The following is an 18,273-nucleotide window of genomic DNA, read 5'->3' as shown; positions in this document are numbered from 1 at the left end:
GTCTCTTCGATCCTCGGGGAAAAGGAGTCTCAGTGTATCGCCGAGTCTCATCGCGGACGCGATAGCCTGTCCCCGGCGGGATCGGTTCCGTAGACCGCGGAAGGGGAATTCGGGTGGTCGACCAGCGAACTCGCGCCGCGGATGCTGAGGGGCTCTCGTGGCTGCGAACCGGGTGGATTCAGCGCGCCCGCAAACGAAGCTCGACGTATTCGGTGATGACCGTCGTGCTGTGCCTCTTCTTCGTCGCGGTGCTGCTTCTCGAACTCCTCGAGGATGACATCTCGATGTTCGAGACGCTGCTCTCGGCCGTGCTGGCTCTCGCAGGCATCGCGACGGCGGTTGCCGTGCTGTTCGCCGGCGTGAAACTGCCCCGATGGTTCGGGCTGCTCTTCGTCCTGCTGCACGCCGCCGTCTCGGTCTACTACCTGGGCTTCTCGGACGAGCGCCAGAACGCAGTGGCGAGCATCCAGGAGATGACCGTCATGGCGGTCTACCTCGCCTGGTTCTACGGACCGAGGATCGGTCGCGCGCTGGAGTTCGTGATCCTCGTGGCGGTGTGCACCGCCATGCTGCTCGGCCCGTTCGGCGGCACGGCGGTTCCGGGCGACGCGACGGCGGGCATGTTCGGCATCACCAACGTGCTCGGGGTGGCGCTGCTCACCTGGCTGTGTCTTGAGATCGGGTTCTTCGTGCGGCATCGGATGCTGCGCGAAGGGCAGACCGATCCGCTGACAGGTGCGCTCAACCGTCGGGGACTGATCCGGCATGCGGCGGAGGAGGCGCGTCGTGCGCGCCGCACCGGGCATCCGCTGTCTGTCGCCGTGCTCGACCTCGACGACTTCAAGGCCGTCAACGACGGCGAGGGGCACGAGGCCGGCGATGCGGTGCTGAAGAGTCTCGTCGCGCAGTGGACAGCGCTGTCACGCCAGAGCGACGCGGTCGCCGCCTCGGCGGCGACGAGTTCGTGATGCTTCTGCCGCGCACGTCCGCCAAGGACGCCGAGGGGATGCTGCGGCGGATGCGGCTCCTCGCCAGCCACCCGTGGTCGTGGGGCGTCACCGAGATGCTCCCCGGCGAGGCCGTGGAGGTCGCGCTGCGTCGTGCGGACGCCGAGATGTACCGCGACAAGCGAAGCAGCTGACCCGTCCACCACCGCATCGCGATTTCCGCTATTGCTTCGGGAATACCCCAGGGGGGTATGTTGTAGTACTGTGGTGCACGTACCCCAGGGGGGTACCTGACGGGAGGAAGCGATATGACCACCACCGAGTTCCAGGTGACCGGGATGACCTGCGGTCACTGCGAGATGTCCGTGCGCGAGGAGGTCGCCAAGATCGCCGGAGTCGACAGCATCGAGGTCAGCCACCAGAGCGGCCGCCTCGTCGTCGCCTCCGAGAGCCCCGTCGATGCCGCCGCCGTGATCGCTGCCGTCGACGAAGCGGGCTACCAGGCGGTTCCCGCCTGACCGCCGGTCCCTGACCCAGCGACGCTGTTCCACCTTTTCGCCCGAGGAGCATCATGACCACCGCAGCGCTGTCGAATGTCGATCTCGAGATCGGCGGAATGACCTGCGCCTCGTGCGCGATGCGCATCGAGAAGAAGCTCAACAAGCTCGACGGCGTGACAGCCACGGTCAACTACGCGACCGAGAAGGCGCAGATCGCCGTGGACGGCGACCTCGACACCAGCGTGCTGATCACCGAGATCGAGAACGCCGGTTACACGGCGAAGCTGCCGGCGCCGCCCGCTGCCGCGACCGGCGCCGAGAACGTGGAGCCTGCCGCCCGTGCTGAGCGAGCGCCAGCGAGTCGAAGTGACGACCCCGAGCTCCGCTCGCTGCGCCATCGGCTGATCGGTTCGATCGTGCTCTCGGTGCCGGTCATCCTGATGGCGATGGTCCCGCCGCTGCAGTTCACTTACTGGCAGTGGCTGTCTCTGGCCCTCGCCGCGCCCGTCGTCGTGTGGGGCGCCTGGCCGTTCCACCGCGCCGCGTGGGTCAACCTGCGCCACGGAGCGGCCACCATGGACACCCTGGTGAGTCTGGGGACCGGCGCCGCCTTCCTGTGGTCGCTGTACGCGCTGTTCTTCGGCACGGCCGGCATGCCGGGCATGACGCACGGGTTCAGCTTCGCCATCGAGCCGTCCGACGGGGCCGCCAACATCTACCTCGAGGTCGCCGCCGGGGTGACCATGTTCATCCTCGCCGGACGATACTTCGAGAAGCGCGCCAAGCGCGCCGCCGGCACCGCGCTGCGCGCTCTGCTCGAGCTCGGTGCGAAGGAAGTGTCTGTGTTGCGCGCGGGTGCTGAGGTCAGCATCCCGATCGCAGACCTGCGCGTCGGCGACGAGTTCATCGTGCGGCCGGGCGAGAAGATCGCGACCGACGGCGTCATCGTCTCGGGCGCATCGGCGATCGATCAGTCGATGATCACCGGGGAATCGCTGCCCGTCGACGTGGTCGAGGGCGACGGTGTGACGGGGGCCACGATCAACGAGGGCGGACGTCTGATCGTGCGCGCCACCAGGGTCGGCGCCGACACGCAGCTGGCGCAGATGGCGAAGCTCGTCGAGCAGGCGCAGACCGGAAAGGCTGAGGTGCAGCGTCTCGCCGACCGGGTCTCGGGCATCTTCGTGCCGATCGTGCTCGTCGTCGCCGTGCTGACCCTCGGCACCTGGCTGGTGCTCGGCTTCCCGGCATCCGCCGCCTTCACCGCCGCCGTCGCGGTGCTCATCATCGCCTGCCCGTGCGCGCTGGGGCTCGCGACGCCCACTGCTCTGCTGGTCGGCACGGGACGCGGCGCGCAGCGCGGCATCCTGATCAAGGGCCCGGAGATCCTCGAGTCGACCCGCCGCGTCGACACCGTCGTGCTCGACAAGACGGGCACCGTCACCGAGGGGCGCATGAGCGTCGTCGAGGTGGTGCCCGAGGCGGGGACGGATGCCCGTGACCTGCTGCGCATCGCCGGCGCGATCGAGGACGCCAGTGAGCATCCGATCGCCCGCGCCATCGCGAAAGCCGCCCTCCACCCCCACGAGGGGTCAGAAAATGTCGCCTCGCGCGGGCCCGATGCCGCAGATACTGACCCCTCGTGGAGGGGCGGGGCTGTCGAGTCGTTCCAGAACGTCGAGGGGCGAGGCGTGACCGGTGTCGTCGAAGGGCGCGCGGTCGTGGTCGGCCGAGCGTCGCTGCTGGAGGACTGGGCGATCCACCCGTCCCAGGCGCTGCTCGACGCCAAGGCCTCGGCCGAGGCATCCGGTCAGACCGTCGTGCTCGTCGGCTGGGACGGCGAGGCGCGCGGCATGATCGTCGTCGCCGACCGCGTGAAGAGCACCAGTGCCGAGGCAGTGGCATCCCTGAGGGCGCTCGGGCTGACGCCGGTGCTGCTGACCGGCGACAACCGGTCGGCTGCCCAGCACATCGCCGCTCTGGTCGGCATCGACGAGGTCATCGCCGAGGTGCTGCCCGCCGACAAGGCCGGCGTCGTCTCGCGCCTGCAGACCGAGGGCAGAGTGGTCGCGATGGTCGGCGACGGGGTGAATGACGCACCGGCGCTCGCCCAGGCCGACCTCGGCATGGCGATGGGGACGGGAACGGATGCTGCGATCGAGGCATCCGACATCACTCTCGTCCGCGGCGACCTGCGTGCGGCATCCGACGCCATCCGCCTCTCGCGCCGCACGCTCAGCACCATCAAGGGCAACCTGTTCTGGGCGTTCGCGTACAACACCGCGGCGATCCCGCTGGCGGCCCTCGGACTGCTCAACCCGATGCTCGCCGGAGCCGCGATGGCCTTCTCGAGCGTCTTCGTCGTGGGTAACAGCCTGCGGCTGCGCCGCTTCAAGTGAGGAACAAGTAGACGGAGGAGTGTCATGGCCGATCCGCACGCACACCACGCGCACGAAACGCCGGAGATCGCACGAAACGAAGGAGCCCCTGGCCCAGAAGACCCTGCACTTCGTGCGGACTCCTCGGTTTCGGGCGAGCACCAGCACGGCGCGCACGGCTCACACGACCACGCCGGCCACGCCGGTCACGGCGACCACGTCGGGCAGTTCCGGCGGCTGTTCTGGATCAACCTGCTGATCGCGATCCCCGTCATCGCGTTCAGCGGCATGTTCGCCATGCTGCTCGGCTACGAGATCCCGGACTTCCCCGGCGCGATGTGGATCGCGCCCGTGCTCGGCACCGTGATGTACGTGTGGGGCGGGCGCCCGTTCCTCACCGGCGCCGTCAGTGAGCTCAAAGCGCGCAAGCCCGGGATGATGCTGCTCATCGTCCTGGCGATCACCGTCGCCTTCCTCGCCTCCTGGGGTGCGAGCCTGGGCATCCTGCATCACGAGCTCGAGTTCTGGTGGGAGCTCGCGCTGCTGATCGTGATCATGCTGCTCGGCCACTGGATCGAGATGCGCTCGCTCGCCCAGACCACCTCGGCGCTCGACTCGCTCGCGGCGCTCCTGCCCGACGAGGCCGAGCGCGTCGACGGCGACGAGATCACGAAGGTCGATCCGGCCGAGCTGCAGGTCGGCGACGTGGTGATTGTCCGCCCCGGTGGCAGCGTGCCCGCCGACGGCGTGATCATCGACGGCCGCGCCAGCATGGACGAGTCCATGCTCACCGGTGAATCGCGCACCGTCGGTCGCGGCGTCGGCGACCGGGTCACCGCCGGCACCGTCGCCACCGACTCGGGCCTGCGGGTCGAGGTGGATGCCATCGGCGATGACACCGCGATCGCGGGCATCCGAAAGCTCGTCGCCGACGCGCAGTCGTCGAGCTCGCACGCGCAACGCCTGGCCGACCGCGCCGCCGCCTGGCTGTTCTGGTTCGCGCTCGGCGCCGCGGCGATCACCGCGATCGTGTGGAGCGTCGTCGGCAACCCGGATGCCGCGGTGGTGCGCACCATCACCGTGCTCGTCATCGCCTGCCCGCACGCGCTGGGCCTGGCGATCCCGCTCGTCGTCTCGATCGCGACCGAGCGCGCCGCCCGCGCGGGCGTCCTGGTGAAGGACCGCTTGGCACTCGAGAGCATGCGCAGCATCGACACGGTGCTGTTCGACAAGACCGGCACGCTCACCAGGGGCGAGCCGACCGTCATCTCGATCGCCCCGGCCGACGGCTGGGACGCCGATGAGGTGCTCGCGCTCGCCGCGGCTGCGGAGGCCGACAGCGAGCATCCGCTGGCCAGGGCGATCATGCGCGCGGCCTCCGACCGTGCCCTTGCGCCCGCGAAGGCGACGGGCTTCAGCTCGTCACCGGCGGTCGGCGTGACCGCCACTGTCGACGGCAGCGAGATCCGCGTGGGCGGTCCGCATCTGCTCACCGAGATCGGTGCGGACGAGGTGTCGGATGCCGAAAGCTGGCGCACCGAGGGGGCGATCATCCTGCACGTCGCGCGCGACGGCGAGGTGATCGGCGGGCTGAAGCTGGCGGACGAGATCCGGGTGGAGTCGCGCGAGGCGGTCGATGCGCTGCACGCGCGCGGTGTCGAGGTGGTGATGATCACCGGGGATGCCGAGGCCGTCGCGCACGCGGTGGCGAAGGATCTGGGCATCGACCGCGTCTTCGCGGGAGTGCGTCCAGAAGACAAGGCGGCGAAGGTCGCCGAGCTGCAGCGGGAGGGCAAGAAGGTCGCGATGGTCGGCGACGGCGTGAACGACGCTCCCGCGCTCGCGCAGGCCGACGTCGGCATCGCGATCGGCGCCGGCACCGATGTGGCGATCGCGTCGGCCGGCGTCATCTTGGCATCTGACGACCCGCGCTCGGTCATCTCGGTGATCGAGCTCTCGCACGCGAGCTACCGCAAGATGACGCAGAACCTGTGGTGGGCCGCCGGCTACAACCTGATCTCGGTGCCCTTGGCCGCCGGCGTTCTCGCGCCGATCGGGTTCGTGCTGCCGATGTCGGTGGGTGCGATCCTCATGTCGCTGTCGACCATCGTCGTCGCGCTCAACGCCCAGGCGCTGCGCCGCCTCGACCTGCGTCCGGATTCCCTGATCGAGCGGTGACCCGCGACAGCCCTTCGAGCGAGGCGATCACTCGGCGGTCACCTCGGCGGCGAGCCGAAGATCGTCCACGAACGCGCGGAATGCGGTCTCGCGAGCAGCGTGGTCAGGAATCCGCAGCAGACTCGACGGGTGCGCGGTGACGACGGTGGGCGTGGCGGAAGCGTCAGACGACTCGAGCACGGTGCCGCGCGCCTCGCCGATGCGCACGTTCCGGCCGAGCACGGAGCGCGCGGCGGTCGTGCCCATCGCCACGATGACCTCCGGTGCCACGGCCGCGATCTCAGCGGCGAGCCAGGGCCGGCAGGCATCGATGTGCCCGACGGCGGGCTTGTCGTGGATGCGCCGGGGACCGCGGCGCTCGAACCGGAAGTGCTTGACGGCGTTCGTCAGGTAGAGGCGGTTCCGGTCGAGCCCGGCCGCCTCCAGCGCGTCGTCGAGCCGGCGTCCCGCCGGGCCGATGAAGGGCTCGCCGGCGATGTCCTCCCGATCGCCAGGCTGCTCGCCGACGAGCATCATCCGTGCATCCGACCGACCCTCCGAGAACACCGCCTGCGTCGCGTCCTGCCAGAGCTCACACCCGCGGCAGTCGGCGACGGCGGTGCGCAGTGCGCGCAACCCGCCGCGCTCCGGCACCCACTGCTGCGCACCCGGTCGCTGCTCGATGGGGTGGACCATGACCTGCTCCATTCTCTGGGGATTGCCGGTCTACCCCACGAGTCGAGCCGGATCAACGGGCTAGACCAGCGCGGGTGGTCGAAGCGAACGGATGCGCCAGGGAGGTGCCGATGAGCAGTGAGTGGGCGCCGACACTGGAGCGATGCGTGCGCACGTCGACACGGTAGTCGGTGATCAGGCTGCAGCTCGGCATCGATCACCAGGTTCGGTGTCGTGGCGATCAGGATGAGCATGCCGCTGAGCGGAAGCGCCAGGATCATCAGGATCGCCACGACGTCCATCTGCGGGCGCCCGATGGCGAATAGCGCAATGCGCACCGTCAATAGACTCATCCTCGTGGAGGAGCAGGCAGTTCTGGCGGCGATAGCCATCGGCATCGGCGTCATCGTCGGTATCGGACTGTTCGTGCCGTTCGTCGCACTCAGTTACCGTCGCCGCGGAAGGCTGAGCCTGGGACGGATGCTGCTGTGGTTCGCCGCGCTGGTGTACTTCTGGGCGATCTGGACCTACACGCTGCTGCCGCTGCCCGATCCGGACGCCATCCGCTGCGTAGGCATGATCACCGATCCGCTCGATATGGTGCGCGATGTGCGCAAGGCGATCGCGGCGCCCGGCCGAACGCTGACGAACCCGGCGGTGCTGCAGCTGGCATTCAACGTGCTGCTCTTCGTGCCGCTCGGCTTCTTCCTTAGGGTGCTCGGCGGACGCGGCATCATCGCCGCGCTGCTGGTGGGATTCGGCCTGTCGCTGTTCATCGAGACCACCCAGCTCACCGGAGTGTGGGGCATCTACCCGTGCGCATACCGGTTCTTCGATGTCGGTGATCTGATCACCAACACCACGGGGGCGCTGCTTGGCAGCATCCTCGCCCTCGTCGTCCCCCGGGCGCATCGCGGTCTCGCCGTCGCACCCGACGCGGGTCGGCCGCGTCCGGTGACCCGCGGCCGCCGCGCGCTGGCGATGCTGTGCGACGGCATCGGGTTCTCACTGCTGGCATGGACCATCTCGATCGCCACGCAGCTGTATGTCGGCTACGTGCTCGATGACCGGGCGCTGATGGTCGAGGGCGAGCTCGCCGGGTTCGTCGGCACCGCCTGCGCGGCGGCCCTCTGGCTGCTGTTCACCTTGGCCACTGGACAGTCGATCGGCGACTTCTCGGTGCAGCTGCGCTACCGCGGATCACGGCTGCCGGAATTCGTCGCCCGGCTGCTGCGCTGGGCGGGCGGTGTCGCCGCACTGACGGCCTTCGGTCTGCTGCCGCAGCCGTTCGGATTCGCCTCCGGCCTGCTGCTGCTCCTCGCCTGCGTGCTGTTCGTCTTCACACGCCAGGGACGCGGCCTCCCGGGCATCCTCTCGGGTCAGCAGCTCACCGACGCGCGCGAGCAGCGCGCCGACGCGCGCCGGCAGCCAGCCTCATAACCGTTCCAGAGGATTCGCATACGGTTCCTGCGGCCGACGCCTACGGTGTCCCCAGTGGCGACGGCTGAAGTGTGAACATGGGCCGTCGAGCCCGCGGAAGGACGACTCATGAGCACCGGAACTGACCCTCGCTGGCTTGATGCGAACGGACAGGAGATCGACGAGGACCATCGCGGCCTCGTCTACGACATCCGCACGCTGATCGATCGTCGGCGTGTGCTCGGGATCTTCGGCGGGCTCGCTGCGACGACGCTGCTCGCCGCGTGCGCGCCCATCGCGGCATCCGACACATCCGCAACCGACCGCCCGGCGCCACCCGAGGGCGGACCCGAGGGTGCGCCCGGCGGACCCGGGGGAGCACCGTCGGAGCAGGACAACAGCGATCTTCTCGAGGGTGAGGTGCCGAACGAGACCGCGGGACCGTACCCGGCCGACGGATCGAACGGCGTGAACGTCCTCGACGACTCCGGCATCGTGCGCAGCGACATCCGCTCGAGCTTCGGTTCGTCGTCGACGACCGCCGAGGGAGTCCCGCTTGAGATCGTGCTCACCGTGCGGGATGCCGCGGCAGGGGCCGCTCTGGTCGGGGCGGGCGTCTACCTCTGGCACTGTGACCGCTCGGGCGACTATTCGCTGTACTCGGATGCCGCCAAGGACGAGAACTACCTGCGCGGCGTGCAGGCCACCGACGACACCGGCACGGTGCGCTTCACCTCCATCTATCCGGCGTGCTATTCGGGACGCTGGCCGCACATCCATTTCGAGGCGTACGAGGACGTCGAGACGGCGGTCGCGACGGGCCCGATCGTGAAGACCTCGCAGATAGCGCTGCCCGAAGAGGTGAACGCGAAGGTCTACGCGACAGCGGGGTACGAGAGCAGCGTCCGAAACGCCTCGCAGGTCACGCTCAGCGGCGACAACGTGTTCGGCGACGACGGCGGGGTGCTGCAGGTCGCGACCATGTCGGGAAGCGTCCGGGACGGATTCACCGCGGCGCTCTCGATCGCAGTGTGAGCGAACTACCCAGCCGATTCCGAACCCATCCGCGTACCGTCGAAGCATGACAACGCTCCCCGTCGATGATGAGGCGATCGCGGAGGCGAGGCAGCTGCGCGACGAGTTCCAGCGCTTCCTGCGCGAGTACGAGTTCGGGATGCGCGAGATCGAGACGAAGATCTCGATCCTGCAGGACGAGTTCACGCACCTGCACGCCTACAACCCGATCGAGCACGTCAAGAGCAGGCTGAAGTCGCCGGACAGCATCGTCGAGAAGGTTGCCCGTCGTGACATCGACGCCGACTTCGACAGCATCCGTCGTGAGATCACCGACATCGCCGGCGTCCGCGTCACATGCAGCTTCGTCAGCGACGTCTACCGACTGTTCGGCCTTCTCACCGCGCAGGACGACGTGACCGTCCGCATCGTGAAGGACTACATCGCGAACCCCAAGCCCAACGGCTACCGGAGCCTGCACGCGATCGTCGAGGTGCCGGTGTTCCTGTCGACGGGCACGGTCACGGTGCCGGTCGAAGTGCAGTTCCGCACGATCGCAATGGACTTCTGGGCCAGCCTCGAGCACAAGATCCACTACAAGTTCTCGGGGCGGGTGCCGGATCACCTCGTGCAGAGCCTGACGGATGCCGCGGATGCCGCCGGCGAGCTCGACGACCGCATGGAGCGCCTGCACCGCGAAGCCCACGAGGTGAACCAGCGGGTGATCGAGGCCTGAGAGACCGACGCGGGCCTGACGGCATGTGCGGCCGCGCAGCACGCCCGAGGATGCGAAAATACCGATGATGCACGCAACGCCCACCGAGACCGAATCCGCCGCTGAGATCGACACGACCGTCGGTCTCAGCGAGCTGCCCTCGCTGGACGACCACCACGCGCCTCGCTGCGAATGCGACCACGGCACCGAGACCGAGTACATCGCCTGCGGCCGCCGCGCCCGCTGGCGGGTGAGCACCGACTGCACCTGCGGCGAACAGCATCCGCGCATCGTCGAGATCCTGTGCTCGCGCTGCCTGCGCACCCTCCGCCGCAACAATCCGCGCGAGTCGATCACCGCCCGCCCGCTCTGACGAGCCCGCGGGCGCAGAGGCCTGCTAAGCGAGGAATTCGCGCGCTGCGGTCACCAGAGCCGTCACGCCCGTCTCGATCGTCGGATGCATGACCGGAGCGTAGAACGGGGAATGGTTCGTCGGGATGCTGCTGTCGAGCGTCCCGTTCGCCGTCGCCTCGGCGAAGACGATCGGGTCGACCCCGCCCCAGAACCAGAACACCAGCGGCACACCGGCATCCCGCGCGAACCACGACACGTCCTCGCTGCCGGTGAACAGTCCGGGATCGACCACCGACTGCGCACCGAACGCGGATGAGAACGCCGCGGTGACGCGCGCCGTGGCATCCGCGTCGTTGATCGTGGCAGGGAGCGTGTGCAGCGTCGAGATCTCCGGCTCGCGCTCGGCACCGGATGCCATCGCCTCGGCCCTGATCACGCGCTCCACCCGCTCCAGCACCTTCTCACGGAGCTGCTCATCGGGATATCGCAGGCTGAGCTGCATCGTGGCATCCGCGGGAATGATGTTGTTCTTCGTGCCCGCGTGGATCGCGCCGACGGTCACCACGGCGAGGTCGTGCGGGTCGACCTCGCGCGACACGACGGTCTGCAAGCGCATGATGGTCGCCGCGGCCATCACGATCGGATCGATCGTCGAATGCGGCCGCGATCCGTGCCCGCCACGACCGTGCATGACGACCTGGATGCCATCGGATGCCGACATCTGTGGTCCGGGGCGCACGCCGATCATCCCGGCCGGAAGCGGCGTGACGTGCTGACCGAGCACGATATCGGGGGCGGGGAAGCGCGCGAGTGCGCCGTCGTCGAGCATCGCCCTCGCGCCGGCGCCGTACTCCTCGGCGGGCTGGATCACCACGACCACGGTGCCGCTCCACCGTACGCGTTCGGCGACGAGCCGCTCGACGGCGCCGATCATCGCCGTCACGTGCATGTCGTGGCCGCAGGCGTGCATGACCGGGACCGTGTTGCCATCGGGATCGACGCCGGTCGCCGTCGACGCGTACGGCAGACCGGTCTCCTCGGCGACCGGAAGCGCATCCATGTCGGCGCGCAGCCAGACGGTGGGGCCCTGCCCGTTGGCGAGCACCCCGATGACACCCGTGATGCCCACGCCCTCGTGCACCTCGAGACCCAGCTCGCGCAGGTGTGCGGCGGCGATGCCGGCGGTGCGGGTCTCCTGAAAGGAAAGCTCGGGATGCCGGTGCAGGTCGATGTACAACGCTTCGAGGTCGATGCTCATGACCAGAGCCTAGTCACCGGTGAACGAACAGCCATCGGATGTCTGGTTGGATGGTTCGGTGAAGACGAGTGACGAGGCGCGCCCGGCCGGATTCGGCGCCCTGCTGTGGCTGGCCCTGGCGACCTTCTCGATGGGCATCGACGGCTATGTGCTGGCGGGTCTGCTCCCGCAGATCTCGGAGGATCTCGACGTCACGAACGCCGCCGCGGGGCAGCTGGTCGCGGTGTTCGCGCTCACCGCGGCAGTCGCCGGACCTGTGCTCAGCGCGCTCACCGGACGGTGGGAACGCAAGCTGGTGATCTCGGTGTCGCTGGCCGTCTTCGTGGTCGGAAACCTCGTCATCGCGCTCGCCGTGAACTACGCGATGGCCATGACCGGACGCATCGTCTCGGCGATCGGAGGCGCGCTGCTGAGCGCGGTGGTCAGCGCCTACGTGCTCGCCAAGACCGCGCCCGAGCGCCGCGGTCGCGCGCTGTCGTTCGTGCTCGGCGGCTTCCTCGCCGCGACCGCCCTCGGCGTGCCAGTCGGGCTCGTCATCGGCCAGGACGACTGGCGCCTGCCGCTGTTCCTCGTCACCGCGGTCGGGGCGATCGCCTTGGTCGGCATCCTCGTGAACGTGCCGCGGCTGCATCTGCCGGCCCTCTCGCTGCGCGCGACTCTGCGACCGCTCACTCAGCCGGCGGTGATCGGAGCGATCCTGGTCGCTACCGGCATCATGTGCGCGAGCTACCTGTGCTTCACCTACGCGACGCTGATCTTCGGGCCTCGGGTCGGCGAAGGACTGCCGATCATCGCGGCGATGTTCGGCTACGGCGTCGTCAGCCTGATCGGCAACATCGTCTCGGGTCGCGCCACCGACCGCTTCAACCCGGTGCACGTGATCACGCTCATCGTCGGCATCCTCATCGCCGTCGCGCTGCTCGGCACCCTCGGCCTGATGCTCCCGGGTCTTGCCGGTGGGGTCGCCGCGTTCACGTGGTTCTTCGCCTGCGCGCTGTTCAACGGCGGATCCGGCGTCGCGCTGCAGTCGCGCCTTGGCGACCTCGCCCCCGAGTCGATGTCGCTGGTGCTCGCGCTCAACGGCAGCGGAATGCAGCTGGGCTCGGCGCTCGGCGGCATCCTGGGCGGCGCGCTGCTGGCATCCGGCGTTCAGGCCGATGGTCTCGTGCCGGCATCCGCCGTCGTGCTCGCCGTGACGATGGTGCTGCACCTGCTCGTCTCGCGCGCGACGCGCGCGTCGCGACGATCCTCGGCAGCGTGACGCGGGGACGGCGGATGCTACGCGCGGGCGGTCGTGCCGCGGACGATCAGCTCGAACGGCAGTTCGCCGCCGGCCGGGGCATCCGTGCCGCCCTCCAGCTGGGCGAGCACTGCGGACGCGGCTCGCTCACCCTGGCCGAGTGGGAACTGATCGACGGTCGTCAGCTGGAAGAACTCGCCCAGCTCGTGCCCGTCGATGCCGATGATCGAGAGATCCTGCGGCACCCGGAACCCGAGGTCGCGGGCGGCGAGGATCGCACCGATCGCCATCTCGTCGGATGCCGCGAAGATCGCGGTCGGCCGCGGTCCAGGGCGCCCCAGCAGCTGCTTGGCTGCCCGGAATCCGCCGTCGACGGTGAAGTCCGCGGGCTCGAGGAACGCCGCGGTCGGGGCGATCCCGGCATCCGCCAGCGCCTGCTCGAAGCCGAGCCGACGCCGGGTCGGGATGTGGAAGTCGATGTCGAACTCGGGATTCGCGCCGATGTGCGCGATGTCACGGTGACCGAGCCCGATCAGATGCTCGGTGGCCAGACGCGCGACCGCGGTGTCATCGACGGTCAGAGTGCGCAATCGCGGGTTCGGCCCGCCGATCGCGATCACCGGCAGACCGAGATCGAGCAGCCGGCCGCTCTCGTCGTCGTCGAGTTCGATGGCGACCGCGATGACGGCGTCCACCCGCTGACGCCGGAGGAAGGTCGAGAACACTTCGCGCCGCACGTCGGCATCGGACGTGATGTTGTAGAGGGTGATGTCGTACCCGGCGCGCATCAGCGCGCTCGACGCCCCCGACAGCACTGTGCTGAAGAACCAGCGGTCGAGGAACGGCACGACCACGCCGACGTTCTGGGTGCGCCCTGACGCCAGGCTCGACGCCCGCGACGAGACGACGTATCCGAGGCTCTCGGCGGCCACTCGCACACGCTCCCGGGACGCCGGCGATACGTGCCCGCGCCCGCTGAGAGCGCGTGACACGGTCGCGGTCGACAACCCGGCGAGTTTCGCCACCTCGTCGATGCTCGTCATGTCACGCGCTCCCTGTCCTGCGTCAGTGCTTGGTGAACCAGGCGGCGGTGTTCGGCGGCAGCGCGGTCCCGGCGAACGGCTCGGACTGCACGACGAACGTCACGTCGCCGAGCTCGATCGGCTCGGAGCCGAGGTTCGCCACGACGTGCAGGTCGCCGCGGTGGAATGCGACAGCATCCGATCCGGCATCCTCCCAGACGAGCGAGCCGGAGCCCAGCGCGCGCTCACGGCGCTCCGCCAGCAGCTTCTTGTACAGCTTCAGCGTCGAGGTGGCGTCGCCCTCCTCGACGTCGCGGGCGAACGTCGCCCACTCAGCCGGCTGCGGCAGCCACGAGGCGCCGGTGTCGTTGAAGCCGAAGGCGGGGGCATCCGCTGTCCACGGGATCGGCACGCGGCATCCGTCGCGACCGTACCGCTCGCCGTTCGTGCGGAACCAGGTCGGGTCCTGACGGAACTCGTCCGGGATCTCCATGGCCTCGGGAAGGCCGAGCTCCTCGCCCTGGTAGAGATACGACGAGCCGGGCAGTGCCAGCATGAGCGTCGTGGCGGCGCGAGCGCGCGAGAGCCCGATCGCCTGGTCGGGCTTGCCCGCCGACTGCGGGCCGATGCCGTCGCCCTGCGGGCTGTCGGCGGTCAGCGCGAGGCGCGATGCGTGGCGGATGACGTCGTGGTTCGACAGCACCCAGGTGCTCGGGGCGCCGACGGAGCCGAAGGCGTCGAGTGAGTCGCGGATGACGTTGCGCAGCGCCTCGGCGTCCCACTCCGTCATCATGTATGGGAAGTTGAACGTCTGGTGCATCTCGTCGGGGCGCACCCACAGCGCCGTCTTCTCGAGGGTGGGAAGCCACGCCTCACCGCACAGTGCACGGTCGCCGTCGTACTCTGCCATCACCTTGTGCCAGTCGCGGTAGATGTCGTGCACGCCGTCCTGGCCCCAGTACGGCACGTCGTCCTCGCCGCCGCCCATCGAGTCCGCCTCGCTCGGAGGCGTGTAGTCGGGCAGGCCGTCGGCCTTGATCATGCCGTGGGCGACGTCCACGCGGAAGCCGTCGACGCCGCGGTCGAGCCAGAAGCGCAGGATGCTGCGGAACTCCTCGCGGACCTCTTCGTTCGTCCAGTCGAAGTCGGGCTGCGACGGGTCGAAGATGTGCAGGTACCACTGGCCGAGGCTGCCGTCCGGCTCGATGACACGGGTCCACTGGCCGCCGCCGAAGACGCTCTCCCAGTTGTTCGGAGGCAGTTCGCCGTTCTCGCCCTTGCCGTCGCGGAAGATGTAGCGGGCGCGCTCGGGGCTGCCAGGGGCGGCCTTCAGCGCCTGCTGGAACCAGACGTGCTGGTCGCTGGAGTGGTTGGGGACGAGATCGACGATGACGCGGATGCCGCGGATGTGCGCCGCGTTCAGCATGTCGTCGAAGTCGGCGAGCGTGCCGAAGCGAGGGTCGACGTCACGGTAGTCGGCGACGTCGTAGCCGGCGTCCTTCTGCGGGCTGGTCATGAACGGGCTCAGCCAGATCGCGTCGATCCCCAGGCTCTTCAGGTCGTCGAGCCGGCTGGTGATGCCGGGCAGGTCGCCCATGCCGTCGCCGGACGCGTCCGCGAAGGAGCGGGGATAGATCTGGTAGATGACGGCGGTGCGCCACCATTCGGAGCCGGGTGCTGCGGACTGCTCGAGCTGTGCCATGCGACCAGGGTACTGCAAGCGCTTACAGTTGCGAAAGGCCGCGGATCGAATCGGTTCGATCGATCCCGCGTCAGGAGGCTGGAATGACGACGTTCACGGGCTGCTCGCCCGCCAGCATCCGATCGATCTGACGCCGGATGAGTCGCGCGATCCGCGGGTTCATCGCCGTCGACGCACCGCCGACGTGCGGACTGATGAGCAGGTTCGGTGCGCTCCACAGCGCGTGACCCGCCGGGATCGGCTCTTCTTCGAAGACGTCGGATGCTGCGCGGATCGCCCCCGCATTCAGGGCGTCCAGCAGGGCATCCGTGTCGATGAGCGGACCGCGCCCGACGTTGACCAGCAGGGCGCCTCGCTCCATGCGCCCGATCATCTCGGCGTCGAACACATGATGCGTCTGCTCGGTCGCCGGCAGGCTGAGGACGACGATCTCAGCATCCTGAAGCAATTCGGGAAGCTCATCGATGCCGCGCACGGCGACGTCGCCCAGACCTTCGACCTGCTCGGTGCGCGCGCTGCTCGCGACGGCGGTCAGGGTGACCTCGAACGGGGCCAGCCGCTGCGCGACAGCCTTCCCGACGCCGCCGAAGCCGACCAGCAGCACGCGACGATCCGCCAGGCTGTCTGCGAAGACCGGCGACCATTCGCCGCGCTGCTGTGCATCCACGAAGCGGGGCAGCTGCCGCTGGGCGGCGAGGATCAGTCCGACCGCCAGCTCGGCGGTCGATGCCTCGTGCACGCTGGCGGCGTTCGCGTAGGGCACCCCCGCGGGCAGCAGGTCCGAGACGCCGTCGTAGCCGATCGACTGGCTCTGCACGAGCCCGACCTCGAGGTCCTCGAGCGCCGCGAGCGAGCGGCTGCTGCCCATGTACGGCGGCACGACGATGTCGATGCGCGATGCCGGGGCGGCCGACTTCATGTCCCAGACCTTCAGCTCGACGCCGTCCGGCAGCTCTCCGAGATTCTCAGCAAGGCGGTCGGTGGGAACAGTGACGAAGAGGCTCATACGCCGAGCCTATCGACCTGCGCATGCGTGGGGGAGTAGCGTCGGGCGCAACCGATGGAGGAGAGATCATGATGATTCCCGAGATCAACTACTGGGCGGTGCTGGTCGCCACGGTGGGCAGCATGATCGTCGGTTCGATCTGGTACGCGCCGCCGGTGTTCGGCAGGCGCTGGGCCAGGCTCGCCGGCGTGAACATCGAGAACCCGCAGCTGACGGCGCTGCAGGCATGGATGCCGATCATCGTCGGCGCTCTGATGAGCTTCATCACCGCGTGGGTGCTGGCCGGAGCCTCGTCGATCGCCTGGCACTTCTACGAGGGGGCGTACTTCTGGGCTGCGCTGGTGACGGCCGTGCTGCTGTGGGCGGGGTTCACCGCGGCCAGGTTCATCACGCACGACTCCTTCGAGTGGCGCTCGAGCAAGCTGACGACGCTGAACATCGCGCATGAGCTCGTGACCGTCGTGGTGATGGCGATCATCATCGGCGTCTGGCCGCCCGCCGGGATCTGAGCCCGGCTCCCGCGCTGCACGCCCGCGCTGCAGCCCCACGCGCTGCAGCCCGCCGCGCAGCCCCCCGAGACCCCTACGTGCCGTCGAGACCCCTACGTGTGGACGCCTGTACCTGGGGGTGTCGGCGGGAACTGGGGGTGCCGGCGGGAAGCGAAGAGGGAGTGTTACGCGGCGACGCCGGCGAGCGCCGAGATGGCGCTGGTGAAGAAGCCGAGGCCGTCGACGCCCGAGCGCATGGCTGCCGTGGTGTCGGGTCCGAATCCGGGCTCGACGGCGTGCTCGGGGTGCGGCATGAGACCGACCACGTTGCCCGCGGCGTTCGTGAGCCCGGCGATGTCGCGCAGCGACCCGTTCGGGTTGACGCCCGCATAGCGGAACGCCACCAGGCCCTCGCCCTCGAGCTCGTCCAGCGTCTCTTCCGAGGCGATGTAGCCGCCCTCGCCGTTCTTGAGCGGGATCACGATCTCCTGATCCTGCGCGAACGCGCTGGTCCAGGCGGTGCGGTTGTTCGCGACCGTGAGCTTCTGGTCGCGGCGCACGAAGTGCTGGTGGTCGTTTCGGATCAGGCCGCCGGGCAGCAGGTGCGCCTCGACGAGCATCTGGAAGCCGTTGCAGATGCCGAGCACGGGCATCCCCTTCGCCGCGGCATCCTTCACCTCGGCCATGATCGGCGACAGTGCGGCGATCGCACCCGAGCGCAGGTAGTCACCGTAGCTGAACCCGCCCGGAAGGACGAGCGCGTCGACGCCCTCGAGATCGTGAGATCCGTGCCAGAGTGCGACCGGTTCGGCACCCGCGATGCGCACGGCGCGCTGCGCATCGCGGTCATCCAGCGAGCCGGGGAAGGTGATGACCCCGATGCGAACAGCGGTCACTGAGCGACCTCGACTCCCACGACGTCCTCGATCACGGAATTCGAGAGCACATCCTCGGCGAGGCGACGAGCTTCGGCGAGGATCTCATCGGTGACCTCACCGTCGACGGTGAGCTCGAAGCGCTTGCCGATGCGGACCTGGTTGAAGCTCTCCACGCCCATGCGGGCGAAAGCGCCGGAGACGGCCTTCCCCTGCGGGTCGAGCAGTTCGGCCTTGGGCATGACGTCGACGACGATGGTGGGCATACCCGTAATTGTAGGTGATCGCGCGGCGCGCGAGTGCGGCTGAGCCACCTCATCGAGTCGGGTGCACGAGCGCCCGGGCGGAGGACGCACCCTCCGTTGGTCTCTCCGCCCGGGGCGGGCCGAACAGTCCCCACTATCGCCCTGCCCGCACGTGTATCCCCATGTGCGGACGAGTCCCTGCATTGGCAGGATAGGGTCGACGCACGGGATGCGCATCGTGGAGAGCAGCTGTCCGATCTGCTCTCCAATGTGCGCGG

Annotated in this window: 18 protein-coding genes; 11 read left to right on the top strand and 7 right to left on the bottom strand. The window is 68.9% G+C overall.

All coding sequences use genetic code 11. The features are described from left to right. Window positions 1-113: 113 nt before the first annotated feature. The 5 genes from ACQUSX_RS08165 (at window position 114) to ACQUSX_RS08145 (ending at window position 6,003) form a co-directional block, all read left to right on the top strand. Window positions 114-968, top strand: coding sequence for a diguanylate cyclase (locus ACQUSX_RS08165; protein WP_428906445.1), 855 nt, complete (start codon window positions 114-116; stop codon window positions 966-968). Beyond that, complete coding sequence (locus ACQUSX_RS08160; RefSeq protein WP_428906444.1) at window positions 968-1,141, top strand: hypothetical protein; 174 nt, start codon at window positions 968-970, stop codon at window positions 1,139-1,141. The genes ACQUSX_RS08165 and ACQUSX_RS08160 overlap by 1 nt, the downstream gene beginning before the upstream one ends. Window positions 1,142-1,255: 114 nt before the next feature. Continuing rightward, a complete protein-coding gene (locus ACQUSX_RS08155; protein WP_428906443.1) occupies window positions 1,256-1,465 on the top strand; it encodes a heavy-metal-associated domain-containing protein in 210 nt (69 codons plus the stop codon). 53 nt (window positions 1,466-1,518) lie between these two features. Then, a complete protein-coding gene (locus ACQUSX_RS08150) occupies window positions 1,519-3,846 on the top strand; it encodes a heavy metal translocating P-type ATPase (RefSeq protein ID WP_428906442.1) in 2,328 nt (775 codons plus the stop codon). A gap of 24 nt (window positions 3,847-3,870) precedes the next feature. After that, window positions 3,871-6,003: a heavy metal translocating P-type ATPase gene (locus ACQUSX_RS08145; RefSeq protein ID WP_428906441.1), complete on the top strand. Its 2,133-nt coding sequence runs from the start codon at window positions 3,871-3,873 to the stop codon at window positions 6,001-6,003. Between the two features lie 27 nt (window positions 6,004-6,030). Here the strand turns inward: ACQUSX_RS08145 and ACQUSX_RS08140 are convergent, their stop codons facing one another. After that, on the bottom strand, window positions 6,031-6,678 hold the full coding sequence (locus ACQUSX_RS08140) for a UdgX family uracil-DNA binding protein (RefSeq protein ID WP_428906440.1): 648 nt from the start codon (window positions 6,676-6,678) through the stop codon (window positions 6,031-6,033). A 309-nt stretch (window positions 6,679-6,987) separates the two neighbouring features. On the opposite strand from ACQUSX_RS08140, the gene ACQUSX_RS08135 reads away from it, so the two are divergent. The 4 genes from ACQUSX_RS08135 to ACQUSX_RS08120 all read left to right on the top strand — a co-directional run bounded on the left by ACQUSX_RS08135 (window position 6,988) and on the right by ACQUSX_RS08120 (window position 10,178). After that, window positions 6,988-8,097, top strand: a complete 1,110-nt coding sequence (locus ACQUSX_RS08135) for a VanZ family protein (protein ID WP_428906439.1) — start codon at window positions 6,988-6,990, stop codon at window positions 8,095-8,097. Between the two features lie 108 nt (window positions 8,098-8,205). Beyond that, entirely contained in the window at window positions 8,206-9,111 is a 906-nt protein-coding gene (locus ACQUSX_RS08130; RefSeq protein WP_428906438.1) for a dioxygenase family protein, read from the top strand. A 46-nt stretch (window positions 9,112-9,157) separates the two neighbouring features. Further along, window positions 9,158-9,826: a GTP pyrophosphokinase gene (locus tag ACQUSX_RS08125; RefSeq protein ID WP_428906437.1), complete on the top strand. Its 669-nt coding sequence runs from the start codon at window positions 9,158-9,160 to the stop codon at window positions 9,824-9,826. Window positions 9,827-9,890: 64 nt separating this feature from the next. Beyond that, a complete protein-coding gene (locus ACQUSX_RS08120) occupies window positions 9,891-10,178 on the top strand; it encodes a hypothetical protein (RefSeq protein ID WP_428906436.1) in 288 nt (95 codons plus the stop codon). A gap of 24 nt (window positions 10,179-10,202) precedes the next feature. On the opposite strand, the gene ACQUSX_RS08115 is transcribed toward ACQUSX_RS08120, so the two are convergent. Next, window positions 10,203-11,417, bottom strand: coding sequence for an amidohydrolase (locus tag ACQUSX_RS08115; RefSeq protein ID WP_428906435.1), 1,215 nt, complete (start codon window positions 11,415-11,417; stop codon window positions 10,203-10,205). 58 nt (window positions 11,418-11,475) lie between these two features. On the opposite strand from ACQUSX_RS08115, the gene ACQUSX_RS08110 reads away from it, so the two are divergent. Beyond that, the gene (locus ACQUSX_RS08110) at window positions 11,476-12,678 is read left to right on the top strand and encodes an MFS transporter (protein WP_428906434.1); all 1,203 of its coding nucleotides are present in this window, start codon (window positions 11,476-11,478) and stop codon (window positions 12,676-12,678) included. A gap of 17 nt (window positions 12,679-12,695) precedes the next feature. Here ACQUSX_RS08110 and ACQUSX_RS08105 read toward each other — a convergent pair whose 3' ends face one another. The 3 genes from ACQUSX_RS08105 to ACQUSX_RS08095 all read right to left on the bottom strand — a co-directional run bounded on the left by ACQUSX_RS08105 (window position 12,696) and on the right by ACQUSX_RS08095 (window position 16,387). After that, complete coding sequence (locus tag ACQUSX_RS08105) at window positions 12,696-13,700, bottom strand: LacI family DNA-binding transcriptional regulator (protein WP_428906433.1); 1,005 nt, start codon at window positions 13,698-13,700, stop codon at window positions 12,696-12,698. A 22-nt stretch (window positions 13,701-13,722) separates the two neighbouring features. Then, window positions 13,723-15,381, bottom strand: a complete 1,659-nt coding sequence (locus tag ACQUSX_RS08100; protein ID WP_428906432.1) for a glycoside hydrolase family 13 protein — start codon at window positions 15,379-15,381, stop codon at window positions 13,723-13,725. 70 nt (window positions 15,382-15,451) lie between these two features. Further along, a complete protein-coding gene (locus ACQUSX_RS08095; RefSeq protein WP_428906431.1) occupies window positions 15,452-16,387 on the bottom strand; it encodes a 2-hydroxyacid dehydrogenase in 936 nt (311 codons plus the stop codon). A gap of 71 nt (window positions 16,388-16,458) precedes the next feature. Between ACQUSX_RS08095 and ACQUSX_RS08090 the strand changes: the two genes are divergently transcribed. Continuing rightward, a complete protein-coding gene (locus tag ACQUSX_RS08090) occupies window positions 16,459-16,896 on the top strand; it encodes a DUF1761 domain-containing protein (protein ID WP_428907615.1) in 438 nt (145 codons plus the stop codon). 164 nt (window positions 16,897-17,060) lie between these two features. Here the strand turns inward: ACQUSX_RS08090 and purQ are convergent, their stop codons facing one another. Further along, window positions 17,061-17,771 (bottom strand): phosphoribosylformylglycinamidine synthase subunit PurQ, encoded by a 711-nt coding sequence (purQ, locus tag ACQUSX_RS08085; RefSeq protein WP_428906430.1) that lies wholly within the window; start codon window positions 17,769-17,771, stop codon window positions 17,061-17,063. Further along, a complete protein-coding gene (purS, locus tag ACQUSX_RS08080) occupies window positions 17,768-18,016 on the bottom strand; it encodes a phosphoribosylformylglycinamidine synthase subunit PurS (RefSeq protein ID WP_428906429.1) in 249 nt (82 codons plus the stop codon). The genes purQ and purS overlap by 4 nt, the downstream gene beginning before the upstream one ends. Between the last annotated feature and the right edge of the window lie 257 nt (window positions 18,017-18,273).

The sequence above is a fragment of the Microbacterium alcoholitolerans genome, from assembly GCF_050408615.1.
Lineage (GTDB): Bacteria > Actinomycetota > Actinomycetes > Actinomycetales > Microbacteriaceae > Microbacterium.
This window is presented reverse-complemented; position numbering and strand designations above follow the sequence as displayed.